The 16929-nt window shown below is 62.1% G+C and carries 4 protein-coding genes and 2 pseudogenes; 2 read left to right on the forward strand and 4 right to left on the reverse strand.

Annotated elements, in window-relative coordinates:
* Positions 1-127: 127 nt before the first annotated feature.
* From KGA98_RS23535 to KGA98_RS23545, 3 genes are read right to left on the reverse strand one after another with little or no spacing between them, the layout of a single operon-like run.
* Positions 128-1456, reverse strand: a complete 1329-nt coding sequence (locus tag KGA98_RS23535) for a TolC family outer membrane protein (RefSeq protein WP_223504065.1) — start codon at positions 1454-1456, stop codon at positions 128-130.
* 1 nt (position 1457) lies between these two features.
* Positions 1458-2798, reverse strand: coding sequence for an HlyD family type I secretion periplasmic adaptor subunit (locus tag KGA98_RS23540; RefSeq protein ID WP_223504067.1), 1341 nt, complete (start codon positions 2796-2798; stop codon positions 1458-1460).
* 6 nt (positions 2799-2804) lie between these two features.
* Positions 2805-4541 carry a type I secretion system permease/ATPase gene (locus KGA98_RS23545; RefSeq protein ID WP_150812576.1) on the reverse strand — a complete coding sequence of 579 codons (1737 nt, stop codon included), beginning with the start codon at positions 4539-4541 and terminating at the stop codon, positions 2805-2807.
* A gap of 674 nt (positions 4542-5215) precedes the next feature.
* Here KGA98_RS23545 and KGA98_RS23550 point away from each other — a divergent pair.
* Positions 5216-15634 carry a peroxidase family protein gene (locus tag KGA98_RS23550; protein ID WP_223504069.1) on the forward strand — a complete coding sequence of 3473 codons (10419 nt, stop codon included), beginning with the start codon at positions 5216-5218 and terminating at the stop codon, positions 15632-15634.
* 114 nt (positions 15635-15748) lie between these two features.
* Positions 15749-15952 (forward strand): annotated as a pseudogene (locus KGA98_RS23555) (type I secretion system permease/ATPase); the annotation flags it as partial.
* A gap of 117 nt (positions 15953-16069) precedes the next feature.
* Here KGA98_RS23555 and KGA98_RS23560 read toward each other — a convergent pair.
* Positions 16070-16613, reverse strand: a pseudogene (locus KGA98_RS23560) (hypothetical protein); the annotation flags it as partial.
* Positions 16614-16929 lie beyond the last annotated feature (316 nt).

The following is a 16929-nucleotide window of genomic DNA, read 5'->3' on the forward strand; positions in this document are numbered from 1 at the left end:
TTGGCTGTTTTTTTCGCTGGCGGCTGCCTTTCTGCGCCGCGACGCGGCCATGAATGGCTGGATGGGGATCTTGGGAGGAGGGGCGCCGGTCTGCCATCATTCGGCTTGACCGACCGGCAGGTGAGCGTCAGTTGGTGACCAGCAGTTCCGGGCCGAGGTAGTTGTTGATCTGGTCGATATCGTCGTCGCCCAGGCTGCCCACCGAAGAGGCCAGGCGCAGGCGCGACATCAAATAGCGCAACTTGGCCTCGAACAGATCGTGGCGTGCGACGAAGAGCAGTTCTTCGGCATTGAGAACGTCCGAGTTGGTGCTGGTGCCGCCCTCCTTGAAACCCTTGCGTGACGATGCCAGTGAGCGTTCGTTGGACGCTACGGCCTTCTCCAGCGCGCGAATGCGTTTGGCGCCGCTCAGGATGCCTTGATACTCACGGGTGGTTCCAGTGATGACTTCCTGTCGTGCGGCGTCCAGTTCATCCGAGGCCTTGTCGCTATTGGCACTGGCCTGGCGTGTCAGCGCGCTGACGCCGCCACCGCTGAACAGCGGGAAATTGACTTCCAGTCCGACCGAACTGTAGCGGTTGCGTTGATTCAGCTCGGAGAGTGATTGGCTCTCACCCGCGGTGTAGCCGGCAACGAAATCCAGGGTTGGCCAGTGGCCGGCCCTGGCGCGCTTCACTTCTTCCTCGGCGAGGTTGCGGCTATAGCGGCGCGCATGGAGCAGGGGGCTGTCGGTCTGGGCTTTGACCAACCACTCCTGCAGGTTGCTCGGCTGCAGCGGTGGTGTATCGAAATTCGGACGCAAGGTGGTCAGCGATTCGGGGGTTTCACCGATGTATTCCTCGAGCTTGCGGCGCGCGTTGATCAGGTTGTCTTGCGCTTCGATCAGTTCGGCTTCGGCGAGGTCGCGGCGAGCGGTCGACTCGTCGACGTCGGTGACGGTGCCGGCCCCCAGTTCCAGGCGCCGTTTCGCCGAGGCGAGTTGTTCGTCGAAGGCGTTCAGCTTGGACTTGGCCAGGGTGATGGTTTCGCTGGCCAGGAGCACATCGAAATAGCTTTCGGCCAAGCGCACCGCGGCGTCCTGGCTCTTGGCATCGAATACTGCGTTGCTGTAGTCGGCACGCTGCTGACCCTGGCGGTATTCGGCCATTTTCTGTTTGTTGAACAGTGGTTGGCGCAGGCGCACGTTAGCGCCCTTGGAGTCGTAGTCGAGATCTCTTTCGATACCGCTCTGGCGTTGTGTGCCGTTGACCTTGTTGTCGTAGGCCGAGGCATTGATCTGCGGTAGCAGGCCGGCCTTGCCGATAGCGCGGTTTTCCCCGCCGGCCTTTTTTTCATGCACGGCGGCCTGGTAGATAGGGCCCTGGAACTGCAACAGATCCCAGGCTTGCTTGAGGTCCATGGCGTCGGCCGGCAAGGCCAACCCCAGCAGGCAGAAGAGCAGGCAATGACGGTCCATTTCATTGTTCCTTGAATGAGCTGTCCACACGTTCGAGCATTGGTTTAAGAAGATAGCTCAACATATTGCGTTCGCCGGTCTTAATGGTGACGCTGGCGGGCATACCGGGGCGAATGTGATTGGTGCCAAGCAGGCTCATGCCATCGGGGGTGACTTCCACTTGGGCCAGATAGAACGGCTGCTTGCTTTCCTCGTCCATCAGACGGTCGGCGGAGATGGTCATCACGCGGCCGGGGATGTTTGGCGTCTGGGCATGGTTGAAAGCCGGGAAGGAAATGTCCACGGGCAGGCCGGGGAACATCTTGTCGATGGCCTGCACGGGAATCATCGCGTCGACCTGCAACGGTTCGTTGACCGGAACGATTTCCATGATCTTGAAGCCGGGCTGAATGATCCCGCCGACGGTTGCGATGCTCAGGGCCTGGACCATGCCGTCGATCGGCGAACGAATCACCGTGTGGGTCACTTCGTAGTCGAGGGCGCGCAAGCGGTCGGCCAGGGTAGTGTTTTCCTTGGCGGTTTCCGTCAGCTGCGACTCGACTTCCTTCAGGTAATCGTGCTGGCGCTGCAGGATGCGCAGCTTGATTTCGGTGGTCTGGCTACGCACCCGGGCGATGTTGTTGAGGTTCTCGGCCTGGCCGGCGGCGAGGTCGGCGTTGCTGCGCTCCAGCTCAAGCAGGCGGTTGCGCGGCACATAGCCTTCGGCCGTCAGCACGCGGGTGCCTTGCAGTTCCTGGTTGAGGAAACTGATCTGAGAGGCGCGGGCGCTATAGACCTGCTGCAGGCCCTTGAGCTGCACTGCCGACGCCGCCAGGTTCTCCTGCAGGATGCTGATTTCGCCAGCGAGACCGGCGCGCCGGGTGTCGAGCAGGCGCTGTTGCAGGTCCATGGCGGCTTCGAGGCGGTGGTCATCCTTGAATCGCTTGAGCAGTTCAGGATCGAAGTTCACCACATCGCGGTCGTCACGTTCCGCTTCCAGACGGTTTTCCACCGTCTTGCTGACGATGTACTGGGCGCTGACCGCCCCCTGTTCGGCAGCGGCACGCAGTGAATCGAGGCGGACCACCTCCTGGCCTTTTGTCACCAGATCGCCTTCGCGAACGAGAATGGCCTCCACGGTACCGCCGCTCAGATGCTGCACGGCTTTGCGATTGCTGGTGACCTTGACCGTGCCTGTCGCTACCACGCCGGCATCCAGTGGCGCCAGCCAGGACCACAGGAGGAAGCCGCCGAAGCCGGCAAGCACCAGCCACACGCCCCACCGCGCGGGTTTGCCGACGTCCAGGTCTACCACGCTCCTGGGATCGGCAGTAATCATCTCGGTATGTTGGCTCATTTGCATGATCGGTCACTCCCGTGCTTTGACGGAGGCCAGCGGAGTTGATGCGCCTGCAGGGATCACACTGGCCTTGCGCAGCGCTGCGAATACCTCATCGCGCGTACCTAGCATCTGCACGCCGCCGTCGCGCAGCATCAGCACCTTATCGACGGCACAGAGTACGTTGGGACGGTGAGAAATCAGAATGACGGTGGCGCCACGGCCCTTGAGTTCGGCCAGAGCATCGACCAAGGCCTTTTCGCCGACGTCGTCGAGGTTGGCGTTCGGTTCGTCCAGCACGATCAGATTGGGCTCGCCATACAGCGCGCGGGCCAAGGCGATGCGCTGCTTCTGGCCGCCGGATAGCGGGCTGCCATCGGTGCCCAGGCGGGTGTCATAACCCTGCGGAAAACGCAGGATCATCTCGTGCACGCCAGTGATCTTGGCGGCGCGGATGACCGCTTCGCTGTCCACTTCGCCAAAGCGCGCAATGTTGTCGGCGATGGTGCCCTCGAACAGCTCCACGTCCTGTGGCAGGTAGCCGAGCCAGGGGCCAAGTTCGCCCTTGTTCCAGTTGAAGATGTCCGCGCCGTCCAGGCGCACCTTGCCGGCCTGCGTCGGCCAGACGCCAACCAGCAGGCGGGCGAGGGTGGATTTGCCCGAGGCGGACGGACCGATAATGCCAAGGCTTTCGCCGGGGACAAGGCTGAAGCTCACACCGCGCAGAATCGTGTTGGTGGTCCCCGGGGCACCGGCATACACATTCTCCACCGCCAGCATGCCCATTGGCCGCTGCAGCGACATGCTCGGTGGCCGGCGCGGAAAGTCTTGCAGCATCTCGTTGAGCCGGCCCCAGGCCGAACGGCAGCCGAGCAATTGCTTCCACGACGCGATGACCTGTTCCACCGGACCCAGTGCGCGGCCGGTGAGGATCGAGCAGGCAATCATCATCCCCGGGGTGATCTTGCCTTCGATCGCCAGCAGCGCGCCGGCGCCGAGGATCAGCGACTGCAAAGTGATCCGCACGAAGCGCCCGGTGCTGCTGATCAAGGCGGCACGATCGGAGGCCAGGGTTTGCATTTCCAGAATGCGCAAATGGCTTTGGTACCAGCGCTTGCTGATCGACGGCAGCATGCCCATGGCCTCGATGACCTCGGCGTTGCGCAGGTTGTTGTTGGCGTACTGGCCGGAGGAGAGGGCGGCCTGATTGGCTTCGGCCAGCGGCTTCTGCGTCGCCTTTTCAGTGAGCCAGGCCAGGGCTACCAGAATCAGCGAGCCGATCAGCGTGATCAGTCCGAGTATCGGGTGAATCAAATAGGCGACCAGCAGGTAGATAGGCGTCCAGGGTGCATCGAAGAAAGCGAACAGGGAGTTGCCGGTGACGAATTGACGAACCTGCGCGAGGTCTTGCAGGGCCTGGGCCGGGTTACCTCCGGCGCGGTTCAGGTTGCGCTCGAATGCAGCAGTGAAAATGCGTCGGTTGAGGTCCATGTCGAGGCAGTTGCCGACCCGGATCAGTACGCGGGTGCGGACCATTTCCAGCGTGGACATCAGCAAGAACAGACCTACTACCAGGACAGTCAGCATCGTCAGCGTCGTGACGTTGCGACTGACCAGGGCTCGATCGTAAACCTGCAGCATATAAATAGCTGGCGTCAACATCATGACGTTTATGACACCGCTGAACGCAGCCAGCGAATAAAAACTGCGGCGCAGGCGAAAGAGCGCGTCGGCCAGTTCTGAACGGATGCTCGACTGCTTGGGCATGTTGGTCCTCCCACTTCGAAAAGCCGGTTGCCCTTGTGGCGCAACAGCTAACGGTAAATGTAGTTCCGTAAACAGCTAGTGGACACGCAGGCTGGTCGCTCTATGGATGGCGAGTCTTCCGAAATCGCTGCGTTGCTCCCTTATGCAGCAGCGTAGGTGGCGGAGAAACAAATCGAAATAACATTTCGCTCTATACCTGCACTCAACCGCCTATATGTCTTTTAAAAACAGCTAGTTGTGAGGAAAAAACACCAGTCGTCTGTTTTAGCGACGTAATATTGACAAAGATCTGCTATGGAACTTTAGTTTTAGTTATCGGGGGGGGCGCCCGCCTGAAGCTTGCCATCGCTTTGGCAACGCAAGGCGCGGTGGTTCTCCCGAGAGGAGCAGAATCATGTCGCTCATTTCGTGCTTTTTCAGAGGGATGGGGCTGTCCAGGACGTTCGCCTTCACTTCCAGATTCCATGGCCCGCCCATGGCTCGTATCCGCTCTGCCTGATCGACCGGCGAGCAATTCACTACGCGAATTCCAGGCGCGTATCCCGGGTCCGGGCTAACGCCAGAGCTCTCGCAAAAAAACATGACTAACAAGCTGCGCAAGCCAGCACTTGACTGGGCGCGGGAGGATTTTCTCGTCCCGTGCCTTTACCCAGACAGATCGAGGGCAATCCAAAATGGCCAATTTCAACAAGTCGGACCTGGAGTTCATTCTCCAGCAGATTTTCATCGCGGAAGCGGATACTGCTGGCCAGTCGCTCGCCAGCCTGATACCGAACCCGGAATTTGCTTTCGGTCTGCGCACGGTCGACGGGACGTTTAACAACCTGAGATTCGGTCAGAGCGAGTTCGGCGCAGCCGACAACATTTTCCCGCGCATGACCACTCCAGTCTTCCGCCCGGCTGAGGCGGGCACCTCTTACACCCAGACCAGCGGCCTGGTGATCGACTCGCAGCCACGCACCATCAGCAACCTGATCGTCGACAATACCGCCAACAACCCGGCGGCGGTCGCGGCCACGTTCGATCCCGGTCTGGATGGCATCCTCGGCACGGTTGACGATGTCTTGAAGGACGGTGCGCAGGTCGTTACTGGAACCCGTACCGACGGCACGATCTTCCAGACCTTTTTCATTCCTAACCAGTCGCCGGACGTGGGTCTGTCTGCACCGTTCAATCCCTGGATGACGTTCTTCGGTCAGTTCTTCGATCATGGCCTCGATCTGGTGACCAAGGGCGGCAGCGGCACGGTGTTCATCCCGCTGCAGCCGGACGATCCGCTGTTCGTCCCGGGCAGCCCGACCAACTTCATGGTGTTGACGCGGGCCACCAACCTGCCCGGGCCCGATGGCATCCTGGGCACCGCCGACGACATCCACGAGGCTTCAAACACCACCACGCCATTCGTCGATCAGAACCAGACCTACAGCTCGCATCCCTCGCATCAGGTGTTCCTGCGTGCCTATGAACTCGATGCCGCCGGCAAGCCGGTGGCGACCGGCAAGCTGATCACCAATCGTGACCTGGGCGCCGATGGCCTGTTCGGCACTGCCGACGACGTCGAAATCGGCGGCATGGCCACCTGGAAAGTGGTGAAGGCGCAGGCGCGCGACATGCTTGGCATCGATCTCGACGATCTCGACGTCCTCGACCTGCCGCTGTTGGCGACCGACGCGTACGGCAACTTCATTCGGGGGGCGAACGGCTTTGCGCAGATCGTGACCGCGACCGGCTTGCTCGAGGGCAATCCGCTGGCGCCGATCGATGCATCGCTGGCGATCCGCACCGGTCACCAGTTCCTCATCGACATCGCGCACAATGCCAGCCCGGTGGACAGCCAGACCGGTGCGCCACTGTCGGCCGATGCCGACCTCGTTGCCGGCGGCCCGGTGGCCGCAGGCTTCTACGACAACGAGCTGCTCGACGCGCACTACATCGCCGGCGACGGCCGGGTCAACGAGAACATCGGCCTGACCACCGTCCACTCCATCTTCCACTCGGAGCACAACCGGCTGGTCCAGCAGACCAAGGACACGGTCCTCGCCTCAGCGGCCGCCGGCGACCTGACGTTCCTGAACCAGTGGCTGCTGACGCCCGTCACGGCTGTTCCTGCTGATCTGTCGACCTTGAACTGGAACGGTGAGCGCCTGTTCCAGGCGGCGAAATTCGGCACCGAGATGCAGTATCAGCACCTGGTGTTCGAAGAGTTCGCGCGCACCATTCAACCGCAGGTCGATGCCTTCCTTGACTTCGATGACACAATCAATCCGTCGATCGTCGCCGAGTTCGCGCACACGGTCTTTCGCTTCGGCCACTCGATGCTGACCGAGACCATTGACCGGCTGGACCCCAACTTCGTCTCCAGCGAGATCGGCCTGATTCAGGCCTTCCTCAACCCGCTGGCGTTTGCGACCAGCGGCCCGACCCCGGAGCAGGCGGCCGGCGCCATCGTCCGCGGCTTGACGCGCCAGGTCGGCAATGAGATCGATGAGTTCGTCACCGAAGCGGTGCGCAATAACTTGCTGGGCCTGCCGCTCGACCTGCCCGCCCTCAACATCGCGCGCGGCCGCGATACCGGCATCCCGTCCTTGAACGCGGCGCGCCGTGAATTCTACGCCGGCACCGGCGACAGCCAGCTGAAGCCCTACACCAGCTGGGTCGATTTGGTGCAACACCTGAAGCACCCGGAATCGCTGATCAACTTCATCGCCGCCTACGGCACGCACGCCTCCATTACCAGCGCCACCACGCTCGACGCGAAACGCGCAGCGGCCACGCTCCTGGTGTTGGGCGGCGTCGGTGAGCCGGTGGATCGCCTGGACTTCCTCCACAGCACCGGTGTCTGGGCGAACAACGCCGGGGCGGACGGTATTCCGAACACCGCAGACGACTTCACCATCTCCGGCGTTGATGACATCGACTTCTGGATCGGCGGCCTGGCCGAGGAAAAAATGCCGTTCGGCGGCATGCTCGGCTCGACTTTCAACTTCGTCTTCGAGGACCAGCTCGAGAAGCTGCAAAACGGCGACCGGCTCTACTACCTGCACCGCACCCAGGGACTCAACTTCCTGAGCGAGCTCGAGAACAACTCGTTCGCCAAGATGGTGATGCTCAACACCGACGCGACCCATCTCCCGGGCCTAATCTTCTCGACCCCGACCTGGACGCTCGAGGTCGATCCGACCCTGCAGCACACGGGGCTCGGCGTCGATGGCCGTGCCGATCCCACTGGCGGCATGATGATCAACGGGGTCGAGATCACACCGCTTGTCATTCGCGACAACCCCGCGACGGTCGGTCCCGATACCAACTACCTGCAGTACACCGGCGAAGACCATGTCGTGCTCGGCGGTACCGCCGGCAATGACATTCTTGTCTCTGGCGCCGGCGACGACACGCTCTGGGGCGACGCCGGTAATGATCGCCTCGAAGGCGGCTACGGCAATGACGAGATTGAGGGTGGCGATGGCGATGACATCATCACCGACATGGGCGGCGACGACGTCATCCACGGCGGGGCCGGCAACGACGTCATCCACGGCGGCAACGGCATCAATATCATCCTCGGCGGCGCCGGCAACGATTTCATCGTCACCGGCGAGGACTTTTCGGAGGTCTTCGGCGGCGCCGGCGATGACTTCATGCTCGGCAGCCGGCTGAACGGACAAATGATGGGCGGCGATGGCGACGACTGGATCGAGGTCGGGACCCAGGACGGCTCCCCCGGCGACAATTTCGCCGGTAACCTGCCACTGGCTTTGCTGGAAGAGTTGACCGGCGGCAACGACGTCTTCAGCGGTGACGGCGGCTTCGATGAAATGATCGGTGAAGGCGGCGATGACATCTTCATCGGCAGTGAGGGCCCGGACAAGATGTTGGGCATGTCCGGTTTCGACTGGGCCACCTACAAGGATGATCGTTTCGGCGTGACTGTGGACATGACCCGCATCGCCTTCGAACAATCGGCCCTGTCGCCTTCGGTTGCAGGCGTGCATACCAAGTTCCCCGAGGTGGAAGGACTGTCGGGGTCGGCGTTCAGCGACATGCTGACCGGCGATGATGCCGACGCGCTCGCGATCGCCGCTGCCGGTGTCCCAGGCAGCGTGCTCACCAATATTGACCTCGTCAACGGTCTGCGGGCGTTTCTTGGCGCGGCTGCAGCCGGCCCGGACGGTATCGTGGGCACGGCAGACGATCAGTTCGGCGCGGGCAACATCCTCCTCGGCGGCGGTGGCAGCGACATCATCGAAGGCCGCGGCGGTGACGACCTGATCGACGGCGACATGTGGCTGAATGTGCGCATCAGCGTGCGCCAGAACCTTGACGGAACCGGGCCGGAGATTGCCACCTTCGACAGCATGGAGTCCATGATCCCGTTCATGCTCAATGGCACCTACAACCCCGGTCAGTTGGTCATCGTCCGCGAGATCCTGACGGATGCCCCCGCCTTCGATACGGCCTTGTTCACTGGCAACCAGCTCGACTATACCGTCACCACTGTGGGCGGCGTGACCACCGTGGTCGACAGCGTCGTCGGTCGCGACGGCACCGACCGCCTGACCAATATCGAGCGGCTGCAGTTCAACGATCAGTCGCTCACCCTGCCTGGCGGGGTCGGGCTCAACAACGACCCGCTGGGCTTGCTGACCATCCTTGACGCTGCCAGCAACACCCCGGACGCTACGCCGACCACGGGTCAACTGCTGAGGGTATCGGCTGCCGACGTGACCGATGCCGACAACGCCGGCGGTGCCATCACCGGACCGATCGCCTTCTACTGGCAGTTCGAAGCAGTCCCGGGTACGGGCGTCTTTCAGGACATCACCCGTCTTGCGGACGGGGGCGCAGCATTGGCGCACGTAACCGGGCCGACCTTCAGGGTGACCCCGGATCTCGCCGGGCTGGAATTGCGCGTCAGGGCCGTCTACAAGGATCAAAATGGTGTGCTTGAGACTGCGTTCTCTGCTCCAACCGCAGCGGTCGTAGCCGGCGTTGCTCCGCCAGCGGCAGCCCCGCTGCCGGCCGAGACTCCGGTCGCCAGCACGGGTGTGCACTATATCCGGGCCGATCTGCAGTTCATTCTCGACCAGATTCTGATCTCGGAAAGGAATGCAGCCGGTGAGGATCTCCTCGGCTTGCTGCCGAATGCACGGTTGCCTTTGGGCCTGCGCACGGTCGACGGGTCGCTCAACAACCTGGTGGCGGGTCAGACCGAGTTCGGTGCAGCCGACACGCTCTTCCCGCGACTGGTTCCGGCGCAGTTCGATACGGCGGAAGCGGGAACCTCTTACGCTCAGACCAGCGGCCTGGTGACTGACTCGCAGCCACGGACCATCAGCAATCTGATCGCCGACAACACCGCCAACAACCCGGCAGCGGTCGCGGCCGCGTTCGATCCCGGTCTGGATGGCATCCTCGGCACGGTTGACGATGTCTTGAAGGACGGTGCGCAGGTCATTACTGGAACCCGTACCGACGGCACGACCTTCCAGACCTTTTTCATGCCTAACCAGTCGCCGGACGTGGGTCTGTCCGCGCCGTTCAACCCGTGGATGACCTTCTTCGGTCAGTTCTTCGACCACGGCCTCGACCTGGTGACCAAGGGCGGCAGCGGCACGGTGTTCATCCCGTTGCAGCCGGACGATCCGCTGTTCGTTCCGGGCAGCCCGACCAACTTCATGGTGCTGACGCGGGCCACCAACCTGCCAGGGCCTGATGGCATCCTCGGCACCGCCGACGACATCCACGAGGCTTCAAACACCACCACGCCGTTCGTCGACCAGAACCAGACCTATACCTCGCACCCTTCGCACCAGGTGTTCCTGCGCGCCTACGAGTTCAATGCCGCCGGCGATCCGGTGGCGACCGGCAGGCTGATCACCAATCGTGACCTGGGCGCCGATGGCCTGTTCGGCACTGCGGACGACGTCGAAATCGGTGGGATGGCCACCTGGAAAGTGGTGAAGGCGCAGGCGCGCGATCTGCTTGGCATTAATCTTACCGATGCCGACTTCGACAACGTGCCGCTGCTCGCCACCGACGCCTACGGCAATTTCATCAAGGGCCCGAACGGCTTCCCGATGGTCATGATGAGGGGCCCGGATGGTATTGCTGATACCGCCGATGATGTTCTCGTCGAGGGTAATCCTGCTGCGCCGATCAGCCTGGTCAATGCCGTGCGCACCGGCCACCAGTTCCTCATCGATATCGCCCACAGCGCCGTTCCGGTGGACAGCCAGACCGGTGCGCCACTGACGGCCGATGCCGACCTCGTTGCCGGCGGACCGGTAGCCGCAGGCTTCTACGACAACGAACTGCTCGACGCGCACTACATCGCCGGTGACGGCCGGGTCAACGAGAACATCGGCCTGACCACCGTCCACGCGATTTTCCACTCGGAGCACAACCGTCTGGTCCAGCACACCAAGGATGTGGCCATCGCCTCCAACGATGTCAACTTCCTGAACCAGTGGCTGATGCCTGATGCCCAATTGTTGGTGTTGCCAACAACCGCGGCTGAGATCGCTGCCTTGCACTGGAACGGAGAGCGCCTGTTCCAGGCGGCGAGATTCGGTACCGAGATGCAGTACCAGCACCTGGTGTTCGAAGAGTTCGCGCGTACCATTCAGCCGAACATCGATCCCTTCCTTGGCGAACACCAGAATTATCAAACCGAGATCGACCCGGCGATCGTCGCCGAGTTCGCGCACGCGGTCTACCGCCTCGGCCACTCGATGCTGACCGAGACCATTGACCGGCTGGACCCCAACTTCGCCTCGAGCGAGATCGGCCTGATTCAGGCCTTCCTCAATCCGCTGGCGTTTGCGGCCAGCGGCCCGACCCCGGAGCAGGCGGCCGGTGCCATCGTCCGCGGCTTGACGCGCCAGGTCGGCAACGAGATCGATGAGTTCGTCACTGAAGCGGTGCGCAACAACTTGCTGGGCCTGCCGCTCGACCTGCCCGCCATCAACATCGCGCGCGGCCGTGATACCGGGATTCCGACCCTGAACGAGGCGCGTCGTGAGTTCTACACCGCGACCGGCGACAGCAACCTGAAGCCCTACATCAGCTGGGCCGATTTGGTGCAACACCTGAAGCACCCGGAATCGCTGATCAACTTCATCGCCGCCTATGGCACGCACGCTTCCATTACCAGCGCCACCACGCTCGACGGGAAGCGCGCCGCGGCCTCGCTCCTGGTGTTGGGCGGCGCCGGCGAGCCGGCGGACCGGCTGGACTTCCTCAATAGCACCGGCGCCTGGGCGAGTGGCCCGACCGGCGTCACCATTACCGGTCTGGACAACATCGACCTCTGGATCGGCGGCCTCGCCGAGGAAAAAATGCCGTTTGGCGGCATGCTCGGCTCGACCTTCAACTTCGTGTTCGAGACCCAGATGGAGAAGCTGCAGAACGCCGACCGCTTCTACTACCTGGAACGCAATGCGGGGCTGAACTTCGTCACCGAGTTGGAGAACAACTCGTTCGCGAGACTGGTGATGGCCAACACCGATGCGACCCACCTCCCAGCTGTCATGTTCTTGACTCCGGCCTTTACCCTGGAGGTCGACCCGGCCAGGCAGTTCAACGAGAGTGTGATTGCCGGTCCGGACGGCATCGTGGGCACCATCGACGACCTGCCCGGTAATACCGATCCTGTCGGCGGCATCCTCCTCACGCCGCTGGTCATTCGGGACAACCCTGCGACGGTCGGCCCTGATACCAACTACCTGCAGTACACCGGCGAAGACCATGTGGTGCTCGGTGGCTCGGCCGTCAATGACATTCTCGTTTCCGGCGACGGCGACGACACGCTCTATGGCGACGGTGCCAATGACCGCCTCGAAGGTGGCTACGGCAACGACTTCATGGTCGGGGGCGACGGCGATGACATCATCACCGACATGGGCGGCGACGACACCATTCATGGCGGCGACGGCAACGACGTCATCCACAGTGGCAGCGGCGTGAATCTGAACCTTGGCGGCTTCGGCAAGGACTTCATCGTCACCGGCGAGGACTCCTCGGAGGTCTTCGGCGGCGCGGGCGACGACTTCATCATGGGCAGTCTCGCCGACGAACAACTGATGGGTAACGAAGGTGACGACTGGATCGAGAGGGGAACCGCCGATGGTGCTCCCGGCGACAATTTCGACCCGAACGGGCTCGACTTGATACGCGGTAACGACATCTTCATAGGCACCGGCGCGCCCGACAGATTCATGGCTGAAGGTGGCGACGATATCATGTTCGGCAACGGCGGCGCGGGGGACCGCTACCTGGGTGGCTCCGGTTACGACTGGGCCGGCTTCAAGGACGACCCGTTCGGCGTGTCCGTCGACCTGAGCCTCGCCGAGATCGCTATCGCGCCGCCACTGCCGGAGTTGGCCGCAACCGTGGCTCGGTTCCAACTGGTGGAAGGTCTGACGGGATCGCACTTCAGCGACATCCTGCGTGGCGATGATGCCGATGCCACCGTGATCGCGGCTGCCGGTGCTCAGGGCAGCGTGCTCACCAACTTCGACCTGGTCAGCGGCCTGCGCTCGTTCGTCGGCACCGCAGCAGCCGGCCCGGATGGCATTGTGGGCACGGCAGACGATCAGTTCGGCGCCGGCAACATCGTCCTCGGCGGCGGCGGCAGCGACATCATCGAAGGTGGTGGTGGCGATGACCTGGTCGACGGTGACAAGTGGCTCAACGTACGTATCAGTGTGCGGCAGAACATTGATGGCACAGGTCCGGAGATCGCAACGTTCGACAGCATGGTCCAGTTGGAGCCGCTCATGCTCAGCGGCACCTACAACCCCGGCCAACTCGTCGCCGTCCGTGAGATCCTGACGGATGCCCCCGCCTTCGACACGGCCCTGTACACCGGCCTTCTGGCCGACTACACCGTCATCGAGAACGCCGACGGCACGATCACCGTGGCCGACAGCGTCGTCGGTCGGGACGGCACTGACAGGCTCAGCAGTATCGAGCGGCTGCAGTTCGCCGATCAGTCGCGGGTCCTGGTGGCGGGCTTGAATGCCGAGCCGGTGGGCTTGCTGAGGATCAGCGATGGCACGCCGGCCGTTGGCCAAGTGTTGACGGTGTTGGCCGACACCGTCAGCGATGCGGACAATGTCACTGTAGGCGGTGCGATCCCCGGTCCCATCGCCTTCGTATGGCAGGTTGAAACGAACCCAGGCACCGGTATCTTCGACGACATTGGTATTGCGCTCGGAGGGGGGCTAGGAACCGCCACCGGCTCGACCTTCACGGTGACCGCGGCTGAGCTGGGGCTGGCGCTGCGCGTCAGGGCCATCTATCAGGACGGCCACGGCGTGCTGGAAAGCATATTCTCGGCGCAGACCGCGCCAACTGCACCGCTCGGCGGCAGCCCCGTCAACGTCCTGCCGGTTGGCACGGTGCTGATCAGCGATACGACCCCGACGGAAGGCTCGGCCTTGACCGCTACGGATGCGTTCACCGACGCCAACGGAGTTGGGGTGGTCACGCATCAGTGGCAAGTAGGGGGTATCGGCGTGTCCTTCACGGACATTGCAGGCGCGACGGGCTCGACCTTCACGCCGACCCCGGCGCAGGTCGGATTGAGCCTTCGCGTTGTCGCGAGTTTCACCGATGGCCTCGGCACGCTGGAGCGGGTCTTCTCCGCGCCAACGACAGTGGTCGGTGATGTGTTTGTCGGTACCGCCGGTGTCGACATTTTCATCGGCACGGCAGGCGACGACGTGGCCAGCGGAGGTGATGGCAACGACATCCTGAACGGCTTGGGCGGCAACGACATCCTCAATGGTGACGCGGGCAATGACGTTCTCATCGGCGGCGTCGGTGCCGACACGATGGCCGGCGGTATTGGCAACGATATCTACGAAGTCACCGACGCTGGGGACGTGGTGACCGAGCTCGCCGGTGGCGGCATCGACGAGGTCTGGACTTCGCTCGCGAGCTACACCCTGAGTGCCAACGTCGACAATCTGTTTTTCGGCGGCAGCGGCAACTTCGCGGGCAGCGGCAACGTGCTCGACAACACGATCGTGGGCGGTGCGGGTAACGACATCCTCATCGGTGCCGGAGGTGCCGACACGATGGCCGGCGGTGGTGGCAACGATATCTACGAAGTCACCGACCTTGGGGACGTGGTAGGCGAGAACCTCGGTGACGGCAACGACACGGTCTGGACCTCGCTCGCGAGCTACAGCCTGGGTACCAACGTCGAGAATCTGTTTTTCGGCGGCAGCGGCAACTTCGCGGGCACCGGCAACGTGCTCAACAACGAGATGGCGGGCGGTGCGGGTAACGACGTCCTCATCGGTGGCGCAGGTGTCGACACGATGGCCGGCGGTGGCGGCAGCGATATCTATGAAGTCACCGACCTTGGGGACCAGGCGGTCGAGCTCGCCGGTGCCGGCAGCGACACGGTCTGGACCTCGCTCGCGAGCTACACCCTGAGTGCCAACGTCGAGAATCTGTTTTTCGCCGGCAGCGGCAACTTTGCGGGTACCGGCAACGATCTGGCCAACACGCTCGTGGGCGGTGCGGGTAACGACATCCTCATCGGTAATGGCGGTGCCGACACGATGGTCGGCGGTGCCGGCAGCGATATCTACGAAGTCACCGACCTCGGGGACGTGGTAGGCGAGAACGTCGGTGCCGGCAACGACACGGTCTGGACCTCGCTCGCGAGCTACACCCTGGATGCCAGCGTCGAGAATCTGTTTTTCGGCGGCAGTGGCAACTTTGTGGGCACTGGCAACGGGCTGGCCAACACGATCGTGGGTGGTGCAGGTAACGACTTCATCGTCGGCGCTGGCGGTAACGATGTGATGAGTGGCGGTGTGGCCGGAAACGATACGTTCGTGTTTGGTGCCGCGGGTTTCGGCAACGATACGATCCTGAACTTCGGAGCCACTCCGGCCGCAGGGCAGGACTTGATCGATCTCACGCCGATGGGGATCAGCAGCGCGACGTTCGCTCCCAGCCTGACCATAACGGCTGACGGGGCAGACACGGTGGTTGGGATCGGAGCGGACTCCATCCGCCTTGTGGGTGTCAACAGCGCGGCCGTTGATCAGACGGACTTCATCCTGGCCACTTGAGGTCCTGGTCAGTACTGTCGCAGGGAGCGTGGACAGCGGAGGGGAGGGCAATGGATGCCCTCCCTTTCTCCTTCCACTCAATTGCCTCATGAATGCTTTCGGTGTGGGAATTAGTCGCTGATCCTCGGCGCCGGAGCGCTACTGGTGCTTGAAGGCAAGATCACCCCGGGGATGATTGCCTGCTCGATCCTCACCGGCCGCGCACTGGGTCCGGTGGAACAGGTCATCGCGTCGTGGAAGCAATTGCTCGGCTGCCGCTCGGCCTGGGGCCGGCTCAACGAGATGCTGCAAGACTTTCCGCGCCGGCCTCCCAGCATTCCGCGATTGGCTTGAGCGATTTCTGCTGCGCGCGTGCTGTCTCCAGCTCTTGATGGATTTCACTGAGATCGTCAAAGCTCTTGACCACCTCCGCCGCCCGATTGAAGGCATAACGAGCAAAGTGATCCGCACGAAGCGCCCGGTGCTGCTGATCAAGGCAGCACGATCGGAGGCCAGGGTTTGCATTTCCAGAATGCGCAAATGGCTTTGGTACCAGCGCTTGCTGATCGACGGCAGCATGCCCATGGCCTCGATGACCTCGGCGTTGCGCAGGTTGTTGTTGGCGTACTGGCCGGAGGAGAGGGCGGCCTGGTTGGCTTCGGCCAGCGGCTTCTGCGTCGCTTTTTCAGTGAGCCAGGCCAGGGTCACCAGAATCAGCGAGCCGATCAGCGTGATCAGTCCGAGTATTGGGTGAATCAAATAGGCGACCAGCAGGTAGATAGGCGTCCAGGGTACATCGAAGAAAGCGAACAGTCAGCATTGTCAGCGTCGTGACGTTGCGACTGACCAAGGCTCGATCATAGACCTGCAGCATATAAATAGCTGGCGTCAACATCATGACGTTTATGACGCCGCTGAACCCTGCCAGCAAGTAAAAACTGCGGCGCAGACGAAAGAGCGCGTCGGTCAGTTCGGAATGGATGCTCGACTGCTTGGGCATTTTGATCCTCCCACTGCGAAAAGCCGATTGCCCTTGGGGCGCAACAGCTAACAGTAAATGTAGTCCCGTCAACAGCTTATGGACACGCAGGCTGGTCGCTCTATGGATGGCGGGTCTTCCGAAATCGCTGCGTTGCTCCCTTATGCAGCAGCGTAGGTGGCGGAGAAGCAAATCGAAATAACATTTCGCTCTATACTTGTACTAAACAGACTATATGTCTTTTAAAAACAGCTAGTTGTGAGGCCCAAACACCAGTCGTCTGTTTTAGCGACGTAATATTGACAAAAATTTGTTATGGAACTTTAGTCTTAGTTAT

The organism is Pseudomonas sp. BF-R-24 (assembly GCF_019947335.1).
Lineage (GTDB): Bacteria > Pseudomonadota > Gammaproteobacteria > Pseudomonadales > Pseudomonadaceae > Aquipseudomonas > Aquipseudomonas jessenii.